This window comes from Mycolicibacterium rhodesiae, from assembly GCF_002086695.1.
In the GTDB taxonomy this organism is placed as follows: Bacteria; Actinomycetota; Actinomycetes; order Mycobacteriales; family Mycobacteriaceae; genus Mycobacterium; species Mycobacterium rhodesiae.
This window is the reverse complement of the sequence record NZ_MVIH01000001.1, coordinates 646,782-671,573: the sequence shown is the minus strand read 5'-3', so window position 1 is coordinate 671,573 and position 24,792 is coordinate 646,782. Positions and strand designations below refer to the sequence as shown.

Genomic DNA, 24,792 nt, shown 5'->3' with positions numbered 1-24,792 from the left:
GGGACCGCCTTCATCGCGCGGCCGATGATGCCAGTCGCTTTGCCAGAAACGGTGCCGTGCGGCTGTGTTCTGCTCGTGCCACCACCTCGGGTGGGCCTGCCGCGACGACCCGACCGCCGTCGCTGCCGGCTCCCGGTCCCAGGTCGATCACCCAGTCCACACCTGCGACCATCCGCATATCGTGTTCGGCCACTACCACGGTGTTACCTGCGTCGACCAGACGGTGAAGTTGGCGGTCGAGCAGATCCACATCGGCGGGATGCAGCCCGGTGGTCGGCTCGTCCAGAACGTACAGGGTGTGCCCTCGCCGCGGTCGCTGCAGTTCGGAGGCGAGTTTGATCCGCTGCGCCTCGCCGCCGGACAACTCGGTCGCAGGCTGTCCGAGTCGGAGATACCCCAGGCCGACCTCTCGCAGCGTGGTCAGGCTCCGCGCGGCACTCGCCACGTCGGCCAAGAACTCCGATGCCTCGTCGACGGTCATCGCGAGCACGTCGGCGATTGTCCGGTCGCGATAGCGCACTTCGAGTGTCTCATCGGAGTAGCGCGCACCCTTGCATGCCGGGCAGGTGGCGTAAGTGCCCGGCAGGAACAATAATTCAACCGATACGAATCCTTCGCCCTGGCAGGTGGAGCACCGACCCTCAGCGACGTTGAACGAGAACCTGCCTGCCGTCCACCCGCGGCGACGGGCCTTCGGAGTTGCGGCGAACTCGCGACGAACCGCGTCGAACAGGCCGGTGTACGTCGCCAATGTCGAGCGCGGCGTACGTCCGATCGGTCGCTGGTCGACCGAGACCAGCCTGCTTATCTCCTCAACACCCAAAGCTGTCACGCCGATGCTCGCGTCATGATCGAGATCGACTATCCCACTCTCGGTTTCGTCGTCGGTGGGTTCTGCCGGCTCGGCGGCATGGGACGTGCCGAGGCGGCTGTTCACGACATCGCCGAGAACTTTGACGACGAGCGTCGACTTACCCGATCCGGACACTCCGGTGACGGCGGTGTACACACCAAGTGGCACATCGACGTCGAGGTCTTTCAGATTGTGGAATCGGATCCCGCGCAGCCGCAACCACTCGGACGGCGCGCGCGGCGCACGAGACTGCCGCGCAGCCCCTTCGAAGAGGTACTGACGAGTGACCGACTCCTCGACCTGGGCGAGACCCGGTACCGGTCCGCTGTACAGCACGTCGCCGCCACACTCCCCAGCCCCGGGCCCCACGTCGACGATCCAGTCGGCGCGGCTCACGACGTCCATGTCGTGTTCGACGACGAAGAGCGAATTACCCGCGCGCCGCAGCCGATCGAGGACGTCGAGGAGGGGTTCGACGTCGGCGGGATGCAGTCCGGCCGAGGGTTCGTCAAGCACATAGAGCACACCGAATAAGCCGGCACGCAATTGAGTGGCCAGCCGCAGTCGCTGCAGTTCGCCGGGTGACACCGTCGGAGTGCGGCGACCGAGGGTGAGATAACCGAGGCCGAGATCGATGAGTACCTGCAGGCGTGCGACGAGGTCGGCGGCGATCATGGTCGCCACTTCGGTCAGCTCACCGGAGTTCGTCGACTCGTATGCGGCCGCGGGATCGGTCCGAGAAGCTGTCGGGCGCAATGTCTCCGCGAGGTCGGTCAACGGCATCGCTACGTAGTCCGCAATGGTGCGCCCGGCGAACGTCACCCGCAACGCCTCCGGTCGAAGCCCGGAGCCGCCGCACAACGGGCACTCGACGCTGTCGACGAACTGCAATACACGGCGGCGCATCATCGCGCTCTGCGAGTTGGCCAGCGTATGGCGGACGTGGCGTTCGGCGCTGGAGAAGGTGCCGTTGTAGTAGTAGTCCGCCTGCACCGGATGCTGGCTCGGATCGATCTCCACAGTTGGCTGTTCGTCGGTGAACAGAATCCAATTGCGTTGGCGCTTTGGAAGTTTCTTCCACGGCTTGTCGATGTCATATCCCAGCGTGACGAGGATGTCACGCAAGTTCTGGCCCTGCCATGCGCCTGGCCATGCGGCGACGGCGCCTTCGCGGATGGTCAGTGACGGGTCGGGTACCAGCGTCTCTTCGGTAACCCGGTGGATTCGTCCCAACCCGTGACAATCCGGGCATGCGCCGACGGCTGTGTTCGGGGAGAACGCATCGGAGTCCAATCGTTCGGTCGTCCCGGGCGGGTAGGTTCCGGCGCGGGAGAACAACATTCGGAGCAGGTTCGACAGGGTGGTGACGGTGCCGACCGTCGACCGCGACGTCGCCGAACCGCGGCGCTGCTGCAATGCAACCGCAGGGGGTAGCCCGGTGATGTCATCGACTTTGGGTGCGCCGGTGGGCAACAGCAACCGGCGCGCATAAGGCGCGACCGATTCGAAATAGCGGCGCTGGGCTTCGGCGTAAATGGTGCCGAAGGCCAGCGACGACTTGCCGGACCCCGAGATGCCAGTGAATGCGACCAACGCGTCCCGCGGCGCTGCGACGTCGACACCCCGCAGGTTGTGGACCCGAGTCCCATAAACCCGCACGCAAGGGTCGATACCGTCCGCGCTTGTGATCGACGATTCAGTCATGGTGCTCAGCCGAGTACCCGTGATTGTGCTGGTGCAACGCACCTGCGCGGCCACTTCCGGTAGCGGCCCGGCTCGAGGCCGCGGCGTGACCTTTATGCACCTCGACTAGGCTATACAGCGCCAATGCCGTCGGGGGCGCTTTGCTGGCGTGGTGACGATGATCTGTGGTCGCGGCGCGCGCCGCGTGTGCCTGGAGGTTTACCCATGCGTTCTTTCAGCGTGGCAGCGGTTCTGACAGTTGCCGCCATGTCCGTTTCCACCGGGCTGGCGAGCGCCGCCCCGAAGGATTACTGCGCCGACCTCAAAGGCGGCAACACCGGCAGCACGTGCGAGATCCAGCTCTCCGACCCCTCGTACAGCGTCGACATCAGCATCCCGCTGGACTACCCGGACCAGAAATCAGTCGCCGACTACATCTCCCAGACGCGCGACGCGTTCCTCAACACGGCCAAGTCCGGCGCGACCAGCAGCACGCCCGCCACGTTGAGCATCAAGCCGACGGAGTACAACTCAGCGATTCCCCCGCGCGGCACGCAGGCCGTGGTGTTCACCGTGACCCAGAACGTCGGCGGCGGGGCCTCCCAGACGACGTACAAGGCGTTCAACTGGGACCAGAGCTACCGTAAGGCGATCACCTACACCGCCGCCCCCGACGACAAGCAGAACACCCCGCTGTGGCGCGTCGACGATCCGCTGAAGACCGTCGCGCCGATCGTCGCGTCCGAACTGCAGCAGCAGCTCGCACCCCCGCCGCCGCCACCGGCAGCGCCGACCACGCAACCCGGGCAGCCCGCGACCACAACGCCGTCCAGCACGTCGTCCACCACCCCGCCGCCTCCGCCGCCGCCGCTGGCGTTCGTGCCTGGAGCGCTCTACAACGCGGCCAACTACCAGAATTTCGCCGTGGTCAATGACGGAGTGATCTTCTTCTTCGACCAGGGATCGGTGTTGCCCGCCTCAGCCGGCGCCCTGCATGTTCTGGTGCCCCGGGCTGCCATCGACCCGATGATCGCGTAACTCACTGCGGTCTTGCCGCGTTCGGCGTGAAGATGTGCCGAGGGCCAGCCATCGTGTGAGGGAAGGACTTTCATGCGAGTACCGCGCGCTGTTGCACACTTCAACCGCCACGTCACCAATCGAGCGGCTCAGTCGATCACTCCATGGCTTCCTGGGTTGGGCACGCTCGAGCACGTCGGACGTAACTCCGGCAGGCGATACCGAACACCGCTGTTGGTTTTCCCGACCCGAGACGGCGTCGTCGTCCTCATCGGCTACGGGCTTGAGTCGGACTGGCTCAAGAACGTCATGGCCGGCGGCCCGACCGTGCTGCGCAAGCGGAACAAGGCGGTGCCGTTGGCCGACCCACGGATCTGCGGCAAGGCTGAGGCGGCCAACCTCGTCACACCCGGATCCCGGCCGTTCTATCGCCTGTTCCCCTACAACGAAGCGGCACTGGTGCTGACGAGGAGTGCAAGCACGTTGTGAAGTGGTCCCGGCTGGTATCGAACCAGCGACCTTCCGCGTGTGAGGCGGACGCTCTCCCACTGAGCTACGAGACCCGGTGCGCGCACCATGAGAATGGTGCCCGATTCGCCGAGGAGGAACATTATCACGGCACACCCGTCCGGCCGGAATGCGCTCGTCGCGGCGCTGCGGCGAGGGGATTTGTGCCGCTTCGCCTACGTCGACTAGTGTCTTCCTTCGCAGCGGGCGACGATCTCGTCCGAAGCGCGCGGATGTAGCGCAGTTGGTAGCGCATCACCTTGCCAAGGTGAGGGTCGCGGGTTCGAATCCCGTCATCCGCTCGAAGGTGCAAGTGCGGCATCAGACCCAACGGTGGAGTGGCCGAGTGGTGAGGCAACGGCCTGCAAAGCCGTGCACACGGGTTCGATTCCCGTCTCCACCTCCAAGAGTTTCGTCCCGCGCGATTAGCTCAGCGGGAGAGCGCTTCCCTGACACGGAAGAGGTCACTGGTTCAATCCCAGTATCGCGCACCAAGCTTTACGCAGGTCAGAGTACTTATCTAGCTACTCTACCTAGGGTTTGCACCACATATGCACCACATGCGTCCTCACTGCGGACATGTTTGCCCGCGAGGGGACACACGGCGACAGTAGAGCGGACTTCCCTTCAAGGGAGGTACCATCAAATGCCAATTCGCTGTCCGCACTGCGGCATTCGGCAATACGAGAACGCCAACGCCGACCCGGCACTGTCCGCGATGGACACCACATGCTGGAAGTGCGCCCACCCGCTCACCGTCTTCTCCCCCGGCGATGAAGTCCGCGACCACCTAGACCGCTGGATCGGCGTCGTCCTAGAACTGGACCACGATGGCGTGACCGTGGTGGCCATCGGCAATGACGTCCACCGGATCGCCACCGTCTTCGTGCGGAGCGCTCGATAATGGGCGACATAAAGACGTAGCACCGCTACGCCGACCCGCTGACGCCGGAACACTTGGGGGTCATGGTCCGCCGTGAACTGAACCCCGATCACCCGGACGGGCCGGACGCCCCTCGGCGCGGGATGATCGCGATGGCCAAGACGTACACCGGCGCGCCGTGGTGGCGGCGGTTGTTCACGTAGCTGGTTCGAACCCGGCCCGATCCTAGGAGAGTTAGGACCGGGGCCGGTTCACGTTGATGGTGGTGCGGCGGCGCGAGCCGCGCAAATCACCCTCACGAAGAACCCGCGACCTGTCGGTGGCGGGGTCTATCCTTGCCGCGCGGAAGGGAGCGATCAAATGACTGATGAACCCGCGTTCGAGTACCGTCCACGACCCGGCTTCGATTTCTCGTGGAGCATGCGCACCTCTGGCTACGGCGAAGAGGCCGGGCTTGAAGTGCTAGAGGGCGATTGGGATCTGTTCGACGACCTCAGCGAGGTCGAAGCGACCATCGAAAACGTTGAAGAGACGGAATACCCCCAACATCGCCCCGGGGTGTCCATCGTCAGAGTCAGCGGTGGCCACGGCTGGCGGGAGTATGAATGGAGCAATGGACACGTCCACCGCTACGACTGGGAACTGTTCACGTGGGATCTGCGCTGCCCAAACTGCCAACACTCTGACAACACGATTTACATGGTCACAGACGAGGTTTGGGCGGAGTCCGGGCTGACGCGCAATGAGTGCTTCCGGTGCCTCGAAAAGGCCATTGGCAGGCAGTTGGTGCCGGCCGATTTCGATTCCACCATTCCCTGCAACGATCCGACACAGTTCCAGCACGGTCCCGAGCTACGACAGCGCATGGGGCATGCCTGATTGTCAAGAGTCGTGTGCGGCGACCCCAACAGCGAGTGGTGGCTTCTCCAACCCCTAAATAGCGAATGCGACAGCTTTCGCCAATTTAGTCAGTGAATCCCCTACGCTCGTCTCGTGGCAAAACAGGGTTCGAAGCGAGTCTCTGAAGTGTTCGGGTTGAGCGGAACTCAAGGGACGTTTGACTTTATAGATGTGTATGTCGACCGTGACATCCCGCTATTCATAGACCCTGCAGTCCTGGCCAATGTCGACTCGGAGTGGACGCAGGAGTGCGCAAGCGCAGTCCAGACGTTCTTCCAGACGGTCCTCGACTTGATAATCGCCGAAGATCACCAGCAGGCCAAGGCGTTGCTGTCACATCTCGGTGAAGACAACTCAACCCGATTAGGCTACTCAGCGTCGAGCAGAGGCAGTGGCATTGGGGACGGTCTCGCTGAGAAGTTCTACGAAGAATTATCGACCAGTAAAGCGCTAGAGTCGGGACTCATCACCGACCTCGAAGATACTGCACTATTTATTGAAGGTGTTCGCGAAGATCGAATATCAGACGTTGTCACCAATATAATCCGCAGACAACTCATCAACTACACTCACGCTACCGCCAAGTACTACGGAATAACTTTGACCAAATCGTTGTCCGTACCAAGCTGCTGGAATAGTCATGCGCGCAAGTGGGATGAACCCGAACATGCAGACCTCCCTTTTGCCGGAGGTGCACCATTGCTCCTCGTGCCAAAGAGTATTGTGCGCCGGAAGCTGTTTAGCGATCCCGGCGAATATTACCGTTATTACGTATTGCCTTTCTACCAGCGAGACGAGATCGAGCGGCAATCGTCGCTTGTTCACTTCTTGAAGAAGTCGGGCCAACCACATGTGTACAAGAAGGATGTAGAGGCGAAGTATCGCGAGATGTATAAGGGCAATGACAGTGCAGACAACACTGTCGAGCCGGGTGTCGAGAAGCGAATCAACCTCGATGCGACAGATCGCAATCCCGACTTGCTGCAGAAATTCAAGGAAGACAAGAGGAAACATCCTCCGGCCGCGTTGAGCCACGACGATATTGCCGAGGCGACCAGAACGGCTGAGCCCGACTTCCAGTCGCTGCTCGATGCCGTTCATTCGCTCGCGCCAGGGCAATCTGCCGCAGACGCGTACGAGAAGGCTATCGAAGCGCTCTTAACGGCGCTGCTCTACCCTAGTCTCACTGACCCAGTTCGCCAGGCCAAAATTCACGAGGGTCGAAAGCGCATCGATATCACTTATTACAACATGGCCCGAGACGGGTTTTTCAAGTGGCTATCAGCCAATTACCCCGCCGGCAAGATAATGGTCGAATGCAAAAACTACTCGCGCCCCCTTGCCAATCCAGAATATGACCAGATCGCGGGAAGATTCTCTCCGTCACGTGGCAAATACGGACTCCTGGTTTATCGCTCATATTCGGACAAGGACCAAGTTCTGGCATCGTTAAAAGACACCGCCAATGACCAACGAGGATTCATCACCGCTTTGGATGACGACGACCTATCCAACCTAGTCACAGAGATGATCGAGAAGGGCAGCGCTACCGGGCTGAGCGGCTTGCTTGCTCAACGATTTAACGCCTTGATCAACTGAAGTCCGCAGCAAGTCGGACCCGCACCTTAAGCTCAGTGAGTGACACCGGAAATCGCCTCTGCACTTATTGGCGGCGCTGCGGGTCTAGCGACCGGCGTCGTCGGCTCGCTAATCGCGCCGTGGAGCAACTGGGGTGTGGAACAACGACGGCTTCGGCGGGAAACCCGCGTACTACGGATCTCTGAATGGCGGCAAGGCATCGCGGATCTGCGGGCCGCCGAACCCACGCACGGCGTCATCCAGAATCAAGAGATCCGGAGCCAGTGGTCAATCTCCAGCCCAATTGATGTGAGACCGACTCCGCCCGAGGTTCATCAATTTGTGCAGGATGACGACCTTGTGAATCCCTACACCAAAACGTGGTTCCGAACGCTTGAGCGCGAGCTGAAAAGGACACCACTGCAGGAGATCGCGACTCTTTACGCCGAGCCGCTACCAGCCCGTCGTGGGAAGGTGCCTGATCGCCTCGAACGTGAAGTCAACAGGATCGAACGCGACAAGTGGAAGCTGGTCTAAAACGTATGGCAGCCAACGACTTCCGAATATTCATTAGCTGGTCCGGGCCGCTGGCGAAGAACGTCGCCAGCGCGCTACACGGATGGCTACCCGAAATGTTCGACAACATCGACCCGTGGTTCAGCGAGTCAGATATCCCCGCTGGAGAGACTTGGTTCGGCGAGATTCAAAAGCGGTTGGATACTAGCGACTACGGAATCATCGTCGTCACGACTGAAAATGTGGAGAAACCCTGGTTGAACTTCGAAGCTGGTTCTCTGTCCAAGAGGCTTGGTGAGGACCGCGCGCGAGTCACGCCAATCCTGGCCAACTTCGATCAGTTAACCCAGCTGACCGGCCATCCGCTTGCCCAATACAACGCTGTCCTCCTAAATGAGGCCGGAATCGGACGACTATGCGAATCCATAGCTCTGTCCGCCGGACGCAACCTGACGTCCGTCCGGAGTCGCTACAGCCGCCTTTGGGGTGAACTCGAATCGAAAATAGCTGGGGCGAAAGCGGTTGCAGGTCAACAGCCCCCACCACCTGAGGTCTCCGAACCTCAGCAGCTCCAAGCCCTCACAGAGTCCGTCCGCGCGCTCGAGTTGGCGATTGCGCGCTTCACGCGAGGAACACCCGCGCTTAGAGACAAATTGCTGAAATCGGTATCGAACCGGGTTCAGGCAATAGTCGGCACAGAGTTCGACAGCTACGTCCTATCGCATGACGATGAACTGACACTGATCAGACTCGACTTTGCCGCACACGAGCCGGCGCCGGAAGAGATCGACGAAATTATCGACATCTATTCCGCACAGTTCGGCACACCGGTCTCGTTGTACACCTTCTCCTGGGATGGACAGCGCGAGCACAAGAGGCGTTAAGCCCGCAATCAGATTGCGGCCCATATTCTTCGGTATGGAGCAACCAAAATTTCAACGTCGGTATCGAGTGCTGACACCCGCCAAGTGGATTCGACGTCGTCAATTCTTTGCTCCGACAAGGAGCCCGCCACGTTCTGCCGGCGGTCGTACAAGCGGGCGGCGGTGATCACCGTAGCTATACGGATAGCCGAAGGGATCTCAGTCTCAGTCCACCCCCAGCGTCCGGTGACCGCGACCCAACCATGAGTGCCCATTGGCAATTCAACTTGCGTCCAAGGCTTCCCACGCTGAGCGGCATTGGGTGGCAACAATGTGAAGGAAGTGACCTCCACGCCGTCAACCTCCACCAATAGACCGTCTGCGGTCATCACGTCGTCGACATCGACGAATGTCCGACCGTGAAAGTGGCGGGTCAGATAGGTCCGCTGTTCGGGATCGGTGACAGCTCGGAACGTTCGGCCACAGGCCTTCTCGACGGCATCGGCGGCAGACTCGATGCACCAGACCACATTAGGGTTTTCGGCGTCTACGCCTAGCCACTGCGCGAGGTCGGCGGGATCGGGGTAGGTCATTGCACCGCCTTACGCCGGGTTCGCTTCGCGGGCTTGTCTTCTGGGGCGACCTCGCCAGTCCGCGCGGCGAGTACCGCGCGGACTTCGGCGAGTTCGGCCACCAGCGCTGCCTCACGGGCCTGCAACTGGCGCACAGTGCGCATTAGGCGGCGTTCTTCAACACGGTGTAGGCGTGAGGATTCTGCACGGTGCCGTCAGCGCGGACATGCGCGGCGTACTCGATGCGGGCCGCCGACTTGCCGCTGTAGTCGTCCACGATCAGGCGCATGCCGTTAACCCGTCGAATGAGGTAACCGGTCTTCACAGCACCGAATACGCCCCACTTGTTGGTCCCACCATCGGTGTAGTTGGCGAACGACTGATCGATCACCACGCGGTGGCCGAGCAGAGTCCCACCAATGGACCCCTCCAGGCCAGCGCTCGCTTGCGGAGTCCACAATGGGCGACCGGTCGAGTCCTCCAGCTTGCGGATCGCCTCCAGGGTCGCGTCGTTGAACACCCAGATGGCATCGTTGCGATACGCCGGGTCGACATCGTGCACAGCCGCGATCAGCTCATCCTTATCGATGGTGGCGGCGGTGAACATCGAGGTGGTCGTGGTGTTGGTCGTGATGCCGAAAGGCTGCGACGAACCGGTTCCGTTCACCCAAAAATCAGCTTGGCCCCGCTGGAATCGCTCCGCGATCCGGTCGGCCACCAGCGCGGCGATATCCCGATTCGAGTCCTGCAGCAACTGCCAGGTGATCGAGATGGGATTCTGGTTAGCGCCCGATGTGGTCCACGTGTAGGCGCCAACCGACACCTGACCAAGGGTCAGATCCGCACCACCACTAGTCGGGGTTGCGTTCTCCCCCACAATGACCGCCTTATTCGCGGTGTCGTCGTTGGTCGGAAACGTCAGTGTTTCACCACTATCGGTCGCCTCAACCTGCGCCTCGCTGGCGATCCCACCGAACGCCTTCATCCGGGTTTCAATGCGATCCAACATCGTCTGCGGGACCAGGTAGCCGCCACCGGCGTTGCTGCCCACGGTCTGCGCGCGGCTCTCCAGATCAGCGTTGCCCTTACCAGTGCGGAGATAATCGCTAAAGGCGCGCATCTCGGTGTCATCGACCTTCGGGGTGCCGACGTGGACACCAACGTGGTTGGCCGGTGTCACGTACGCCTTGTAGGAGGCGCGGAACTGTTCGGTGTCGTTGATCCGGCCCATGTCGGCTTGCAGGGCCTTCCACTCGGCGTTTTCCTCGTCGGTGAGCGAGCGGGCCTCGGTGGCGGTGTTCAGTTCGGCCAGACGGGCCAGAATCTGCTCTTTAGTCAAATGGGTACCTTTCGGTAAGTGCCGCGAACCAAGCGCGGAACAGTTGGGTGCGGCCGTCGATGGCCTGAGTGGTGGTGATGTGGTCGAGTGACCGGAGTTGTGCGGTGGTGGAGCCGTACGCGGGTACGCTGACCGGCGAGATCTCCACTAGGGCACCGACACTGATGTGGGTCCGCAGATCGCGGCTGCCCAATTTCGTCCAGGTCTGCTGATCGGGTCGGAACCCGATGGACATCCCGGAGAGGTCTCCACGCGCAGCGAGTTCGCGAACGTCGTTGGCGTAAGAGGTTTTCGGGAGGGCGAGTTCATAGCCCAATCCCGTCGAATCGGTCCAGAGTTTCAGCGTTCCGGAGGACTGGCGCCCCAAGAGCATGGCTGAGTCGTGCTGATAGAACGCACGAACGTCTGTAGCGGTATCGGCCAGCACCGCATCAAATGCGTTGGGCGCGAATGTCTCCACGTAGGAGCCGAGATCGGCGTACGTTCCGAATGTGGAGGCGTAGCCGGTCAGGGTATCGCCGGTAATCTCCGAGCGGCACTCGATATAGAGATGGGTGGCGGTCACTGGGGAACCTCCGGTGTCGTCGTGGTGGCGTCCGCGATGGGTGGCAGGTTGAGCACCCGCCGTGCCTCGTTGGTGGACATCAGGCCCGCCCCGACTTGGGCGATGAGCAGACCGATTTCGGCCTCGGGTGCCGGGGATAGCAAGGCGCGGTAGTCGAACTCGGCTCGCACTGCGGGCGGCAGGATCAGAGACAGGCGGTCTTCAAGTGGAGAACTCCACAGCTTGAACGTCCACGAGGCCATGGCCTTGTGCATCTCGGCAATGCCTGTGCCCCAACTAGATTGCTTCTCGGATAGGCCGACGAGGCTGTCGGGGACGCCGAACCACGTTGCTATTTCAGACTTCTGGAAAGCGCGCGACTCCAGCCATTGGCTGTCCTCGTTGCTGACCATGAAGGGATGGATCTGGATGTTGCGGTTGATGAACCCGATACGGCCCGCGTTGGCGGGGCCGGTCAGACCCCCGTCGATCTGGGCCGCGAGTTCTTTTGCGTCGTCCTTGGTGGTGGACTCATCGAACGACGCAATGGCGCTGATCGTCGGGCCGTGGCCGTGGAAGTTCGCCGCGCCCTGGTCCGCCGCGAGCGCGGTACCGAAGGCGCCGTTACGCGCCAACTGGAGAGGTGACAGACCGCAGATGCCATCGGTGGAGACACCCTTGATGTGGGTCAGGGTGGCGTCGGTGAACATCTCGGTGGTGCCGTTGAGCAGTGAGACGCGGTAGCTTTTGCGGCCCTGGTCGTCTACGTCGATGCCGACCGCTGACGGGTGGATCGGGCTGACGCCCATCAACTGCCCAGCGCCGCCGTAGACGTGGGCGAGGTAGGCATTGCCCCACAGCAGTAGGTGGGCCACCGTGGTCTGAATCAGTTCGAACCGGGTCAGTCCCCCAGCGGGATTGTCGAGCCAGGACGGGACGCGCTCGGTGATGCCGTTGTGTTCGCGGATGGCCCGCAGCGGCAGGGTCGCGATGCCGCCCGCGATGATGTGGACACAGCGCCAGACCGCCGCGACGCCCATCATGTTGTGCTCGGAAACGTTGACGCCGGTCAGTGATCGGTTGCCGCCGAACAACTCGACAACGCGCGGATCAGCGATTGAGTAGTTGCGCTGTTCGGCGGGGGCCGGCGGATCGGGTGGACGCTGAAAAGCGCGCCTGAGCAGGGACAATGAGTCTCCAAACTGGTGGATCAGTGCCGGAATTTCGGGCGCGCGAAGGCGTCCGTGCTGGTCACGGCATGTTTTGGTGGTGTGAGTGAGTGAAAACCCGCCCCTGGGTCGGGAGGCTGGCTAACCTTTCAGACTTTCCGGCAAGTCTCTGACCAGCACGAATGCATCAGCCAGCTACCTTGGAGCGTGGATCTCGTTGCGGCGCAGCATGATCAGGCCGACCAGAGCACGAACGGCTTGGCCTTCGGCTTGGTCACGGCGACACTGGCGCGGCTGTGCGCCAGGACGGCGGCAACCGCGAGGTCGATCTTGGCCGGGGAATCCTTGTCCGGCTTCGTGATGACATCCCCGTGCGGCGTGGACCTCACGACAGCGTTGCTGACGTGGCGGGCCAGACGTGCATCACCGCTGTGCGAGAGTGCGCCGTCCATCACGGCGGCGTGGAAGCTAGAGCAGGCGGGACCCATGCGGGCCACGCTGTAGGTGGGGATTTCAATGACCTTGTCGCCCCACCGTGCGCCCCACTGCGCAATCTCGGACTGCCAATACGGCGGGTCGCACGCTAGTTCTTGCACGTCGAAGTGCTCGAAGGCGTGGGCCACGGTGTCCAACACGTCATCACGCGGGACCCGCCAGCCTTGCCGACCGGGGTTCTCCCAGCACCCGACAACGAACAGGTGCCCGTCTTGAGTGCAGCCCACGAGTGCGGTGCTGTCGCCGGAATAGGAACCGTCAAAGCCCAGCCATACGCGGGTACCTTGTGGCGGTTCGTCGTACGTGGTGAGCGCGTCCCACGCCCCGTAGGGCAACCACGCGGAATGCGTTGCCGTCCAACAGCCGAGGGCGAATCGCCGGAACTCGTGTTCGGGCAGCGTCTTGTAGTCGTACTCCAGCGCCTCGGCGAATCCGGGCCGGCCGATGCACGGGTTGGCCACCCGCCAGTTGTTCCTGTCATCAAGCGGTAGAGCGGGATCGGCCTCATAGATGCGCCCCGGTAGGTCACCGGACTTCACCGATTGGTAAAGCTCGTGCGCCCGACACGTCAGGTCGTAACCCGGCGTGGTGATGCCGAACAGCAAGGCGTCGGTACGTGCGCGGCCCGCCTGTTGCATCCCGTCCCACACTTCGGACGGCAGGAGGTGGACCTCATCAGCGAGGACGAGATGCGGGTTAATGCCCTGTGCGGCTTTGAAGTTGCCCGGTCTGACTTGAATGAATGAGCCAGTCTCGGGGCATTCGATCTTGTCTTTGAAGATCCACAATGAATGGCGCAGATGTTCGGAGCCGTTGATCAAGTCGTGTAGCTCGCGCATCAATACGCTGTTGAGGTTGCGCTCGCTGTCGGAGATGGCGTAGACGTGGCGCTGTTTCTTGAGGCATATCTCCAGCAGTCCCAAACATGCTGCGGCCCGGGTCTTTCCGTTCTTACGTGCGATCTGGGCGTAATAAACTCGGGGCCGATCAGGTGCGGTCAACTCGCGCAGTAGTTCGCGCTGCCAGGTGTAAAGCTTCTCCCCCGTGGCGTGTTCGATCCACGGGACTGGTGAACGCTTCGGGGGTAGCGGCTTGAGATTCGCAGAGACCTTTGGCCCAGCGCTCAACGCCACCTATAGGCGTCCGTAATGTTGGTCTCCCGAGAGGTGTAGACCCGGCGGGGCAAGTACCCCTACGAACCCCGCCGGGTGGTCTAGTGGCCGCCCTTGGCTGAGTTACATGAGCGGCAAGATGGTTGGCGATTGGTGATCGCGTGGTTGGTGGCGTCACCGTCGATGTGGTCCCACGTGGTCGCGGGTGCGCCATCGCACAGGATGCGGAGCGCGCAACGCCCGCTAGGTGTGCCCCACGCTCTAAGGCGGGGTGTTCCCAGCGGGCGGTGCGGTACTCGCGTGTGCAGCTTGGACAGCGGGTGTTCGGCGAGAGCCGACCACAGCCGAGGCAGGGTCGCTTAACGCTTCTGCCCCGCCCATGATTGGGTGGTCAAATTCTGCAGCGCTTGCGCGTTGGCGTCGGGTTGGCCATGAAGCTCGGCGTTAACGGTGACGCCGCCGACGTTCGTGTTGTTGGTTGCAGAGGAACCGATTCGGTCTCGCTGCTTGGCAACCTGTTCGTCGGTTAGCGGTGGCTGATCACCGTTACCCGCCGTGTTGGCCCTGTCGCCCTTGCCCATTGCGCCAGCGAGGTTTTCAGCGACTGGTCGGATACCAGCGACACCACCGAGGATGCGGCCAAACCACCCACGCGTTGGGTCGGCTAGCTGCGATTCGACGGGTAGGAACGTCTCCATCAGACCTTGAACACCGATACCGACCGCTTGCGCACCAAAGCCGATGGCGCGATTGAGTTCATCGATACCGATCTGGGCGGCAGCCGAAGCCGCTGCACCACCGCCACCCATGGAACCCATGCCAGCGGCCAAACCGGCAGCCGATGTTGCCGCCGAGCCGATCAGGCCGAGCACACCGCCCTTGCCGATACTGATGCCGGAAGACTGCGGCATCCCCTGACCGAGCGGGATACCGCGAGGCGCGGTGTTGCGTGAGCCGGTGGCGTTCGGCAGGTTCCATCCCGCGCCGGGGCTGTAGGAGGCACCCGATGCGGCTGAACCCAACGTGCCGAGGCCCGGAGAGGACGATTGCGGACTATTCATGTCGCCATATGCCGACGAACCGGCCTGCGGGGTACTGGTACCGCTGAACAGGCTTGCCAGCCCGCCAGAGGACGATCCACCGGACTGCGATGAGATGCGCCCGAGCGCATCTGGCATCTGTTGAGCAAAGGCGTTCTGACGCGGTGCGAGCGCACCGAGCAGACCAGAGCCGGGACCCGCCGAGCCGAAGGCACCCGTCACACCGGAGAGCGCGCCGAGGATCGGGGCCATGGCGAGGTTCGCCAACATTTTCGTGAGGCTTTCGAAGATGCCGGGGAGACCCTTGCCGATGCCGAAGTCAGAGTCCAATCCCGCACCGATGCTCTGTTGCATGGTCTGGCTGGCCTGCGAGCCAAACGATTCCACGCGGACAGGCGTTGTCCCGTTGAAGTTCCACTCTTGCGAACCGACCGGCATGTAGTTGCCGGACTCGGGAGCACCAGGGCGGACGCGAGCGTGGACGTGGTCGCGGTGGTTCTGGGTGGGTGAACCTCGGTCGGCCATCGGTTTGACCGTGCCGTTCGGGTCCCACTCTGCCTGTTGCCACAAATCGTATTGCAAGCCAAAGGCATCGGCGTTTCGGAGCAACCACTGATTGACGACGTTGCCGAGGGCTGTGTTGCCGCCGACCATGATGTCGAGTGCTTCACCGCTGGAGTGCTCGTTGTAGCCGTCCGGTGCTCGGTAACCGCCGATCTGCACACCAGGAAACAGTTGTTGCAGCGCTTGTTTCAGGAGCTCAGCGTTCGGCACGAGTGCGCCGTGGGTGTCCTCTACGTGGCCGCTGTAACCACTCGATGACGAGCCACCTCCGTTAGAGGTGTTTGACGATCCGAAGATGTTGCCCGGTAACGACCAGCTTGGCCCGGTGGGATGAGGCACACCAACCGAGCCGCCCAGGAAACCGGGGCCGGTCGGTGCTGCGGCGGGTGGGGCGGCGGGATCATCGACGCCACGGCGTTGACGCTGAGCACCAGGGCCACCGCCAAGCTGCGGGATACCCGGCAGGATGAGTCCCATGTCGGCGGCGTTCTGCTGGTCGGGCATCGCACCGACACCGAGCGCGGGTGCCCACTTGGCGAGTGATGCGAGGACCGGTGCCCACGCTGCACTTGTCGCGGCGGCGCCGGCTGCGGCTGACGCGGGGATCGTGACCCCGAGAAGTGTTGAGACAGTGCGCAATGCCGTCGTCAATGAGGCGACGCCTTCAGTGGTCTTCCACGCGGTGAACGCGCCGACCACCGCATAGATCAGGGATGGATGATCGCGCAGGACGCCCGCGATCTTCTCCAGCATGTCTGCGATGGGCGGCAGTATCTCGCGGGCTGCGGGGGCCAGAGACCCGAACGCCTTGCCGACACTGACGACGACGCCGCCCAGCACCTTCAGGGTGTCCAGTGCCTCCGAGATCCATTGCTTGAGCTGTCCGGTGCGCTGGGCGGTCTCGATGAAACTCGCGAACTTGGCCGCAGCATCGCTAAGAGCCTTGGCCATTCCCGGGAAGAAATCCGAACCGACACTGGTGATCCTGACTAGGGCGTCGGTGAAGCTGCGCGCGGCTGGCGCGATCTGCGTGAACGCGGTCGAGATATTGTCGAAGACGTGGCCCAGAGCGGCTGCGCTTTCCGGCTGCATCAGTTCGGCACCGATGGCACGGAACGCCTGATTGAACGAACCGGCCACGCTCGTGGTGAGGCCCTGTAGTGGTGCCCTGAAAGTCTCGGTCAGTGCGGTCAATTCACCGCCGACACCCTTGAATAGGGAATCCTGCGTGGACTTCTGGAGGTCGTGCAGCACGGGCATGATGGACTTGATTGACTGTGCGGCTTCGCGGGCGTTCGGCGACAGGGTTTGCAAGGCGGCGGCGAACTTCGCCGGGTCGGTCTCCTTCATCGCGTCGCCGAACCCGTGGACGCCGAGAGCGATAGCACCAAACGCGGTACCGGCTGCGCCGATCACACCTGGCATCAAGGCAATCGCACCGGTCAGTGACGCGGCGGCACCAGCAGCAGCAAGCAGCAGCGGCCCCGCACCCGCCCACACCAACGACATACCGCCAGCGGCGAGGTTGCTACCCACACCGGCGCGCGAAGCCGCGTCACGGCGGCCACGATGGAGGCGACGCTCGGCATCGGCACGAGCGTTGAGCGCCTTCGTGTGCGCGATCTCGGCGCGGGCTGCCTTCTCCGATAGCGAGGAGACTTGCGCAAGTTGTGCGGCGTGCTTGGCCTCTAACTTCGTTTCGGTGTCGAGATCGCGGACGTGTCCACGCCGAGCGTCGTTGAGAAGCTGCTCGGTCCTCATCGCTGCGCGAGATGCTGCATCGACTTTGCGGCGAGCTGTCTCTAACCCAAGCTCCTTAAGCGCCGCAGCCTGCGAGGCTTCGACGCTGCGGCGCAATTCCTTCTGGACGGAACCGGAGGATTGCGCTAGGCCCTGCGCCATGGAATTGCCTGCGTTGACGCCGATTTGATTGAATTCGGCCGTCAGGTCGCGGTCCACGTCGCGGCGAAGCTTCTCCGATTGGTCCTTCAGGCGCTTTTCGTTGATCTCGGCGATAACGTCAATACGGATCGACAATTGATCTCCCCTCGGAGAATGAAATAGATTGATAGACATCGCGATTCGACAGCAGATGTCACGGAGTTGAGGCCCCGCCGCTGCCCCGGCTTTTCTCATGAGAGAGGTCTGGCACGACCACCGAGGCGCACGCCGCGTTTCCAAACGGCTTGACGGCGGGGGGTTTCCGACACGGAGCAGATCAACGCGCGTCCCAGCGGGAGGCGCGCGAAGCGACCGCTGAGATCCTTTTGAAAACCGCGTCGGAAGTAGGACCGCACCCGGAGGGGAACTCGACGGGTGCGGAGGTATATCAGGTGCGGACGGTGTCCACGTGGATCACGTGGCGCTCGCCGTCCAGCTCTACGGCGGCACGAAAGCCCGAACCGGACCAACTCCCCGCCTTGAGCGGGATCGTGCGCTGGCTACCGTCTGAAAGGACGATAACGATGCCTACAGGCATCATCGGGTGATCATCTCGACGGTGTCGACAATCGCGTCAGCTATCAACAACGCCAGTTCGGGCGTGACCGTGATGGTGTGACCTCTATCCGAGCGGTATTGGGTGAGATTGATTTTCCGTCGCCCGTTGGTTGGGCTGACGTGAAGCTGTTCAGTAATTTTCAGTGTTGTTCCCTGTTTGAGTTGGCAGCCGGAAGACGGTGCGAGTGAATTAGGTAGATAATCTATGTTTCGGGGGGGTAGCTTTGTCATGGGCTGACCAGGGAAGTGGACCACCACCCGAACCCACAACCTCGATACCGCAACTCTCAGGCGGCGCGGCAGCGCCCCCGCCCCCTACTGCGGCTCGCCACCCCATGGGTCATCAGTCGGCTCAGAGTCCCACACATCGGGAGGCGATTCCCCCGAGGCCATCACGTGTTCTACGTAGGCGGCGTACTCGGCGTCGAACGTGCCCGTCTTTTCGGCACGTTCTGTTGTACTACTTAAGTAGTCTGCACTTCGTGCACTACTAGTGTTCACTACTAATGTGCCTAATTCTTGGGCAGGTGGGTGCCTAATTTCTAGGCAGGGTGGTGCCGGATTTTTGGGCATGTTGCCGTCAGAGGATGCCGGATTTTTGGGCATGTTGTCGCCCCGCAACGTGCGCTTTGCATCGTCGGTAAACGGCGTGTTCGACATCTGCAAGTGCCAGACTTCACTGGAAGGCTTCGCCTTGCCGGGTCGCCAAACCTGCTCGCGCACCAGCCATCCGCGGTCCTGCAGATTCGCTAGAGCGTTCGCGACGGTGTCGCGGTGCATGCCCAGCGCCTTGGCTACCAGCGCCGCCGACTGCGTATAGCTCTCTTTGTGCGACCACACGAACAGCGCTACACGAGCCGCATTGGCTGTTAACCCCTGGTCGCGCGCTAATTCCACCGGCAGTGATGCGTACAGCTTTTTACCGTCTTTGTATTCACCGAGGTTGCCGTGATGAATGACCTTCATATTTCCCTGTCGCTTTCCAGCGTCCCTGCTCGTCGTTGATAGCGTCGAGAACTGCATTCAGCTCATCGATGCCCATGAATATCTTTGATGCGCCCTGGTGCAGACTGATGCCGCCGTCCCGCCGAGACGAGACGTAGATGGGCGTGCCGCTTCCTATGTCCACCTTCACGCTTCACCTTCTCCTGTGCCGCCATGGTCTGGGGTGCCGCCGAAGTGGAACGCGGTCCTGGCCGCAACGTGCGCGGCTGGGCTTGACCCACCCTGGGGCCGTTCATATTCCGCTGTACCGTCCTCGACTAGGTGGGCTATTTTCGACTTGTTCTCGACCCGGGCCGATGGCAGGCGGCCCCGCAGGGTCCGCAACCGAGCCGCCCACTGATCGCGGTAGTGCGGCGGTTCGTCGGTGGGGTCGTACGGGCTGATCGAGACGGCGTATGCCTTGACCTCTTCAGCGTATTTCTTTAATTCCCTGCGCAACTCGGGTTCACCTTGAACCTCAACCTGGCGCTGGATTTCGCGAGCGATCTGGTCAGCACTGTCACTCATCGGTCATCGGAGACCCGTCGACTGACAGGCCTGGAGAGTCGCATAGTCGATATGCTGAATTGCGGCAATGGCTTCCGTCCCCGACATGCCACGGGCCTCTGCGGCATGTAATAGCGCCATGGCCAGTCGACGACGGCGGCGATAGCGTTCTTGGTTCACGCGGTCGCAGGTCTTGCAACCGCCGTTCGTATATATGTCGTTATGTCCGCAGGACAAAGCGACCTCCTAAAGATGATTCGATGGTGTGCACAGAGTTTTCGCGCACAAAAAACGGCGAGGAAACGTTCCTCTACCTATTGGCGGCGGCCAAGGAAAAAGCTAATTTGGCCGCGTGACGATTCCTGCGCCGCCCTCGGCAAGCCATTCCCGCAGACCGTGGTAGTAGTCGAACTCGTCGCGGCGCGGTCGGATCTGGGCAGCCTTCGTCTTTCTGCCGGCATAATCGGGAAACGTTTCCGCCCAGAGGGATTGAACGCCACGCGATGACCTCACGCCGCCGACCGAGAGACTGAACGAACCGTTGAAAGCTTGGACCACTTTGGCGGGATAACGGCGGATATTGCCATTGGGAAGCGGCACTTCCCTTGCGGACCGCCACAATTCCCGCGTCACCGAGTGCAGTAGATAGCCGGGGTAGTTCGGCAGTTCCCGCCACTCGGGCGCGACTTGTTGCCGCTTCCGCTTGCCGCTGGTGACCCGTTTCATGACCTCTAGGAAGTCGTAGTAGTCGTATGGCTCGCGGTTATCGATCTTCTGAACCGTGGCGTCGTAGTCGAACTCTTCAGTGATCGTCCACTTCCGGGGCGGTGGATCGGGTACGACCTGTGTGGCACCTCGGCGTACCCGGCGCAACGCCTCGCCAGCCGCGTGGGCAGCCGAGAACAGTGCATCGGCGCGGGGACCGAGGATTAGCTTGGACGGCTTGCCGGTGTCCTCTGTCTGCTCGTCCTGCTCGGTCCACTGGTCAGGTTCCGGCTGCGGGGTCAGTGCACGGTCGACGTTGTTCAGCTTTTTCATACGGACCGGGCGCCAAAATTCCGTAGGTCGTGAACCCGAAGTGCGCTCTGCCCGATGCCCTTCCGCGCCGCCTCCCATTGTGGACGATACAGATCAGCACGAAGCCATCCCCCATCGTCGGCAGGGAACAGCAGCGCCTCTGCACCGGAGCCGACGTGAGACTTCATGTGCGCCAGCAACATCGGACGAATACGTGCCGGAACATCAACATCACGACCCGGAGACTTGGCAAGCACGGCAGTCGACTTTCCGGCATGACCGGTGACCGCACGGCCAATCTTCAGCAGAGCCGCATCCTCGGATACATCTTTACGGCGCAGTTCCGAGGTCTCCGCCCATCGGAGTCCGCACCACGCGGAGAGGATGACACTGGCGCGCAGGCGATCCGGCATTGCCGCGGCGAGCTTGTTCAACTCTGACTCGGTCAGAACATCGCGTTTATGGTCGGTGGTCATCAGGCACCGCCAATCATGGCCAGCAGCGACTCACGCTCGACGCGCAGCATCTTCGGACCGATCCGCACAGCCTTGAGTCGGCCTTGCCGGACATACCTCTCGACAGTCCTCGTCGAGCAACTCAACTCGGTCGCGCACCGGACAAAAGTGACGAGGCGTGGCAGGTTTTCGGGTTTCTCGTACAACATGCATTCTCACCTTTTGGGCAGGGTTCGACCCCATTGGCCGATCCATTATTTAGACGCGCCCGGAAAGGAAAGTATTGAGGAGCCTTGCTGTGTGCGTCTGAGACAGACTGTACCGACGATTCAGCGCTTGTCTAGCGATCTGGATGTCGCTTTTTCGCGACATTTTCGCTGTGGCCCAACATGATTGGTACCTATTGCTGCCGATTGATACTGGTTGTTACTGATTGGCCATCGCCGCCATGGCCTCCGCGATCTTCTTGCCACGCCCTTGGGCGGCGTGCTGGTACCGCATCGCGGCCTGCGGCGTCGAATGCCCGAGGCGGTCCATCAGTTCGGCGACCGTAGCCCCGCTCTGGGCAGCCCACGTCGCCCCGGTGTGGCGGCAGTCGTGGAAACGAAGATCGGGGCGCTTGGCCTTGGTCCGCGCGCGGTACCAATGGCGGTACAAAGTACTCGGTTGCAGGCGTTCGCCGCCGTTCTGCGGTGGGAACAGCAGAGCCTTCTGCTGCGGCCCGACGTGTTCGGCAAGATGTCGTTCGATGGCGGGGATGATGTTCGGCGGGATGTCCACGTCTCGGACACCCGCATCACTCTTGGGGTCGCCGACCTTCCAACCGTCGTCAGTGCGGACGGCGGCGCGACGGACCCGCACCACAGCGTCATCGAGATCTATGTCACGGCGCTGCAACTCGACCAACTCGCCGAACCGAAGCGCCGTCCACGTCGCGAGCAGGACCATCAGTTTCAGGTTGTCGGGCATGTCGTCCACGATGATCGCAAGTTGGTCCAACGTGGCTGGCTTCGGCTTGATCTTGCGGGTCGTCGCTCCAGCCCCGGTAATCAGGCACGGGTTCTCCGAGATGATCCGGTCACGCGTTCGGGCCGTCTCCATGATGGTTCGCAACAGCGAGTACGCGTGCGCCCGCGCGGTCGGCTTGTCGACAAGGGTCTTGGCGTACCACTTATCCACCTGACCGACCGTGATCGACCGGAGAGTCTTGCTCCCGAAGGTGGGATTGAGGTGGCGGGTGAGGATGTCGTTGTAGTCGTCTACTGTGCGCGGCTTGAGCGGTCGACCCCTCACAGTGCGGGTCTCCATCCACGTCTTCGCGTAGTCGCGGAACACCACATCGGCCTTGGCCTTCGCGATCTTCTGCTCCTCGGAGGCCGGGGGCGACCAGAGGTCCCGGTCGATCTCACGACGGCGGTCGGTCAACCACGCCTCGGCATCTTCGCGCGCGCCAAAGGTGTGCGGGGCCTCGTAAAGTTGCCCGTTGGGACCCGTGTACGACGCCTTCCACCGACCACTGCGAAACTGCCGCAAACGTCCGAACTTGCGTCGCGTTGAGCGTGGTTCTCGTCCCATAACTCGCGATACTAGCGCACCACTTTTGCACCACAAAGGTGTGTGCTCGTGTGGTGTTGTGACACCCTGTGTCGCGTAGTACTGTTTTGCGTATCAGCAGGTCAGATACTTGTTGACGCAGGTACAAGAACGATTGCAGAAGTTTGCTCAAACGGATTCAATCCCAGTATCGCGCACCACGTTTGATGCGATGCGGTGCATTTTCCGCCCTCTGGCCCCAACCCGCCAGGAGTGATCGCAACCGTTCTGCGGCGAGACAGTCCGCGCCGCCCGCAGATTGCATCGAGCGTCCACGGTTACCGGCCGCCAGAAAGCCTCATTCCTCGAGTCTCACCACCGACCTAGTCAAAGTCGCACGAGCTTCCCAGGCAGCGTCAGGGAAATTGTCTCCGGTATTGCACAGCCGCGTCATCGCGGACAGCGGCTGCGAAGTCCGAGCGCTCATCTCGCAAGTAGCCCGCGATGCCAAGCCCAGCGGCGAGTCCACCGGCCACCCACGCTGTCCAGGCGGTGTCCTCCCGGGTGAATCCAGCCACCCAGGGCGACAGGAACAGCCCAAATCCCACGATGGCGAGTGTCAGGAAATCGTGGGTCGGTTCCGACGCGAGCAGCGACCAGACCGCGACCACAGCGATCATGCCGCCAAGACCGACGGTCACGGCGGTCCCGGCTGCACTCGACCGGAAGACAAGAGCCAAGAGCACGGTCGCGACGCTCACACCCAACGCCAGCCGACCGATCAGGTAGCTCCAGGGGTGCCGAAGCCGTTGGCTGTCTCCCAACTCATTAACTCCGTACTCGGTCGGCGTTTTGTCATGAAGCCAGCCGACGCCGCCGAGGATTGTGGCGAGCCCCCCAGCTACCCAACACGTCCAGGACGCCCCCCGGTCGTAGTTGAAGCCGTTGCCGATGAACGGAGCGACGAACATGGCCAGGCCGACTACGAGTAAGCCCCAATGGTCGGGAGCCCGGTTGTGGGCCAGCACCGACAGCGCCCCGAAGAAGGCGATGAACGATCCGAACCCGAACGCGAATCCCTGCCCGACTTGAGTCGAACTGACCACAAACGCCGACACCGCCGCGCAGACGCCGATGCCTACTGCCACCCAGCCGATCCACCGCTCTGAACTAGTCATAACCACAACCAACACCCGTTGCCTGCAGGGCGGGTAGGGCATTTCGGCCATACTTGCGAGGGCTCTCAGACGGCCTCATCGCGTCGGCCGCCTGGTCCCGGCTTGCTTGATTCAGCCCAACACACGTGACGTGCGGGAGCACTTGGCCGCCGGTCCAGGCATCGGACCAGACGATCCGGTCGCCCGCGTCGTCAGTTCCGTTGGCGCGCTTGCCGATACCGCGTCATCGCCGGTCCGGTCTCGATCCGGACCGACAGCATTCGCCGATAGCCGCGGCGCCACAATGCCGCGAAGGCCACCGACTGGCCGGCATACGGGTTGCGGTCGCCGGGCTCGGCGAGCGACCCCTCGTACAGCGCGCGAGTCGCTTCCTGTCGGTATGTCACCCGCTCATCATGCAGCCGCGCGAGCCCGAGCAGCGGATGCCGCGCCAGCTAAGCACGCTCCGCCGTCATGTTCATATCGACAGTGCCCTGGCAGGCGCCGCTCAGAATCTCGGTGTGCATGGTCCCGGACAGGGATCCGTCCGCTTGAGGCGTGTACCGCACCTCGGCGTGGGCCGGATTCCACTGGACCGTCTCGTCGGGCATCAGGCACTGCCACTGAAAGTCGCTGGCTTGCGCCCACGACGACCCGTCCCAGGTGAACTGAACGGGCTGCGGAACCGTCGGGTTACTCGGCGGAGGGCCACTGATGATCGTCGCGGTGCACTTTCCGTTCGCGCAGTTCGATTGGAAGCCATAGGTTTCGGTGTGCTGCTGTTCGGGTTGCCCGGCGGCGATGCTCGTTCCGGCTTTGGGGCCGACGATGAACGTGATCGCGTACTCACCGTTCCAGGATGCTGAGTCGGCTGCGGCAATCGGGGCGAGCCAGAACGCCATCGCAGTCGGCGCGGCGCATAACGCGGCGAAGGCGCTCAAGCTGCGAAGCTTGGTGTGAGCCATCGCTGAATACTAGAGCCGAGGCAAACGAGACCAGTAGTCT

General features: G+C 62.2%; 25 protein-coding genes and 4 tRNA genes. 10 read left to right on the top strand and 19 right to left on the bottom strand.

Annotated elements, in window-relative coordinates; genetic code table 11:
* Positions 1-10: 10 nt before the first annotated feature.
* Complete coding sequence (locus tag BST42_RS03220) at positions 11-2,557, bottom strand: excinuclease ABC subunit UvrA (protein ID WP_083117274.1); 2,547 nt, start codon at positions 2,555-2,557, stop codon at positions 11-13.
* Between the two features lie 204 nt (positions 2,558-2,761).
* On the opposite strand from BST42_RS03220, the gene BST42_RS03215 reads away from it, so the two are divergent.
* Positions 2,762-3,574: an RsiV family protein gene (locus BST42_RS03215; RefSeq protein ID WP_083117066.1), complete on the top strand. Its 813-nt coding sequence runs from the start codon at positions 2,762-2,764 to the stop codon at positions 3,572-3,574.
* A 72-nt stretch (positions 3,575-3,646) separates the two neighbouring features.
* Positions 3,647-4,042, top strand: a complete 396-nt coding sequence (locus BST42_RS03210) for a nitroreductase family deazaflavin-dependent oxidoreductase (protein ID WP_083117065.1) — start codon at positions 3,647-3,649, stop codon at positions 4,040-4,042.
* Positions 4,043-4,044: 2 nt separating this feature from the next.
* Here the strand turns inward: BST42_RS03210 and BST42_RS03205 are convergent.
* Positions 4,045-4,116, bottom strand: a tRNA-Val gene (locus BST42_RS03205).
* A 173-nt stretch (positions 4,117-4,289) separates the two neighbouring features.
* Here BST42_RS03205 and BST42_RS03200 point away from each other — a divergent pair.
* The 8 genes from BST42_RS03200 to BST42_RS03165 all read left to right on the top strand — a co-directional run bounded on the left by BST42_RS03200 (position 4,290) and on the right by BST42_RS03165 (position 8,821).
* Positions 4,290-4,362, top strand: a tRNA-Gly gene (locus BST42_RS03200).
* 30 nt (positions 4,363-4,392) lie between these two features.
* Positions 4,393-4,466, top strand: a tRNA-Cys gene (locus tag BST42_RS03195).
* A 13-nt stretch (positions 4,467-4,479) separates the two neighbouring features.
* Positions 4,480-4,554, top strand: a tRNA-Val gene (locus tag BST42_RS03190).
* 152 nt (positions 4,555-4,706) lie between these two features.
* The gene (locus tag BST42_RS03185; RefSeq protein ID WP_083117064.1) at positions 4,707-4,964 is read left to right on the top strand and encodes a hypothetical protein; all 258 of its coding nucleotides are present in this window, start codon (positions 4,707-4,709) and stop codon (positions 4,962-4,964) included.
* 339 nt (positions 4,965-5,303) lie between these two features.
* The gene (locus BST42_RS03180) at positions 5,304-5,822 is read left to right on the top strand and encodes a hypothetical protein (RefSeq protein WP_133057407.1); all 519 of its coding nucleotides are present in this window, start codon (positions 5,304-5,306) and stop codon (positions 5,820-5,822) included.
* Between the two features lie 114 nt (positions 5,823-5,936).
* Positions 5,937-7,442: a DUF8370 family protein gene (locus BST42_RS03175; RefSeq protein WP_083117062.1), complete on the top strand. Its 1,506-nt coding sequence runs from the start codon at positions 5,937-5,939 to the stop codon at positions 7,440-7,442.
* A 39-nt stretch (positions 7,443-7,481) separates the two neighbouring features.
* Entirely contained in the window at positions 7,482-7,958 is a 477-nt protein-coding gene (locus BST42_RS29305; RefSeq protein WP_133057406.1) for a hypothetical protein, read from the top strand.
* A gap of 5 nt (positions 7,959-7,963) precedes the next feature.
* The gene (locus BST42_RS03165; protein ID WP_083117060.1) at positions 7,964-8,821 is read left to right on the top strand and encodes a toll/interleukin-1 receptor domain-containing protein; all 858 of its coding nucleotides are present in this window, start codon (positions 7,964-7,966) and stop codon (positions 8,819-8,821) included.
* Between the two features lie 8 nt (positions 8,822-8,829).
* On the opposite strand, the gene BST42_RS03160 is transcribed toward BST42_RS03165, so the two are convergent.
* The 17 genes from BST42_RS03160 to BST42_RS03095 form a co-directional block, all read right to left on the bottom strand.
* Entirely contained in the window at positions 8,830-9,393 is a 564-nt protein-coding gene (locus BST42_RS03160; RefSeq protein WP_083117059.1) for a hypothetical protein, read from the bottom strand.
* Entirely contained in the window at positions 9,390-9,536 is a 147-nt protein-coding gene (locus BST42_RS29525; protein ID WP_165760769.1) for a hypothetical protein, read from the bottom strand. The genes BST42_RS03160 and BST42_RS29525 overlap by 4 nt, the downstream gene beginning before the upstream one ends.
* Positions 9,536-10,711 (bottom strand): phage major capsid protein, encoded by a 1,176-nt coding sequence (locus BST42_RS03155; RefSeq protein ID WP_083117058.1) that lies wholly within the window; start codon positions 10,709-10,711, stop codon positions 9,536-9,538. The genes BST42_RS29525 and BST42_RS03155 overlap by 1 nt, the downstream gene beginning before the upstream one ends.
* On the bottom strand, positions 10,704-11,276 hold the full coding sequence (locus BST42_RS03150) for an HK97 family phage prohead protease (RefSeq protein ID WP_165760768.1): 573 nt from the start codon (positions 11,274-11,276) through the stop codon (positions 10,704-10,706). The genes BST42_RS03155 and BST42_RS03150 overlap by 8 nt, the downstream gene beginning before the upstream one ends.
* Positions 11,273-12,445, bottom strand: a complete 1,173-nt coding sequence (locus BST42_RS03145) for a phage portal protein (protein ID WP_083117056.1) — start codon at positions 12,443-12,445, stop codon at positions 11,273-11,275. The genes BST42_RS03150 and BST42_RS03145 overlap by 4 nt, the downstream gene beginning before the upstream one ends.
* Positions 12,446-12,657: 212 nt before the next feature.
* A complete protein-coding gene (locus BST42_RS03140; protein WP_165760767.1) occupies positions 12,658-14,046 on the bottom strand; it encodes a terminase TerL endonuclease subunit in 1,389 nt (462 codons plus the stop codon).
* A 344-nt stretch (positions 14,047-14,390) separates the two neighbouring features.
* Positions 14,391-17,672: a VldE C-terminal domain-containing protein gene (locus BST42_RS03135; protein WP_083117054.1), complete on the bottom strand. Its 3,282-nt coding sequence runs from the start codon at positions 17,670-17,672 to the stop codon at positions 14,391-14,393.
* Positions 17,673-18,449: 777 nt separating this feature from the next.
* Positions 18,450-19,100: a helix-turn-helix domain-containing protein gene (locus tag BST42_RS28945; protein ID WP_165760766.1), complete on the bottom strand. Its 651-nt coding sequence runs from the start codon at positions 19,098-19,100 to the stop codon at positions 18,450-18,452.
* Positions 19,069-19,269 (bottom strand): hypothetical protein, encoded by a 201-nt coding sequence (locus BST42_RS29520; protein ID WP_165760765.1) that lies wholly within the window; start codon positions 19,267-19,269, stop codon positions 19,069-19,071. The genes BST42_RS28945 and BST42_RS29520 overlap by 32 nt, the downstream gene beginning before the upstream one ends.
* Positions 19,266-19,646, bottom strand: coding sequence for an HK97 gp10 family phage protein (locus BST42_RS03130; RefSeq protein ID WP_083117053.1), 381 nt, complete (start codon positions 19,644-19,646; stop codon positions 19,266-19,268). The genes BST42_RS29520 and BST42_RS03130 overlap by 4 nt, the downstream gene beginning before the upstream one ends.
* Positions 19,647-19,964: 318 nt before the next feature.
* Entirely contained in the window at positions 19,965-20,663 is a 699-nt protein-coding gene (locus BST42_RS03125) for a hypothetical protein (RefSeq protein ID WP_083117052.1), read from the bottom strand.
* Positions 20,660-21,118, bottom strand: a complete 459-nt coding sequence (locus BST42_RS03120; protein WP_083117051.1) for a site-specific integrase — start codon at positions 21,116-21,118, stop codon at positions 20,660-20,662. The genes BST42_RS03125 and BST42_RS03120 overlap by 4 nt, the downstream gene beginning before the upstream one ends.
* Complete coding sequence (locus BST42_RS03115; RefSeq protein WP_083117050.1) at positions 21,118-21,306, bottom strand: helix-turn-helix domain-containing protein; 189 nt, start codon at positions 21,304-21,306, stop codon at positions 21,118-21,120. The genes BST42_RS03120 and BST42_RS03115 overlap by 1 nt, the downstream gene beginning before the upstream one ends.
* 217 nt (positions 21,307-21,523) lie before the next feature.
* Positions 21,524-22,672 (bottom strand): tyrosine-type recombinase/integrase, encoded by a 1,149-nt coding sequence (locus BST42_RS03110; protein WP_083117049.1) that lies wholly within the window; start codon positions 22,670-22,672, stop codon positions 21,524-21,526.
* Between the two features lie 374 nt (positions 22,673-23,046).
* Positions 23,047-23,808, bottom strand: coding sequence for an SPW repeat domain-containing protein (locus BST42_RS03105; RefSeq protein ID WP_083117048.1), 762 nt, complete (start codon positions 23,806-23,808; stop codon positions 23,047-23,049).
* A 191-nt stretch (positions 23,809-23,999) separates the two neighbouring features.
* Positions 24,000-24,194, bottom strand: a complete 195-nt coding sequence (locus tag BST42_RS03100) for a ribosome modulation factor (RefSeq protein ID WP_083117047.1) — start codon at positions 24,192-24,194, stop codon at positions 24,000-24,002.
* 48 nt (positions 24,195-24,242) lie between these two features.
* On the bottom strand, positions 24,243-24,752 hold the full coding sequence (locus tag BST42_RS03095; RefSeq protein ID WP_083117046.1) for an Rv2253 family sensor-like surface protein: 510 nt from the start codon (positions 24,750-24,752) through the stop codon (positions 24,243-24,245).
* Positions 24,753-24,792: the final 40 nt, after the last annotated feature.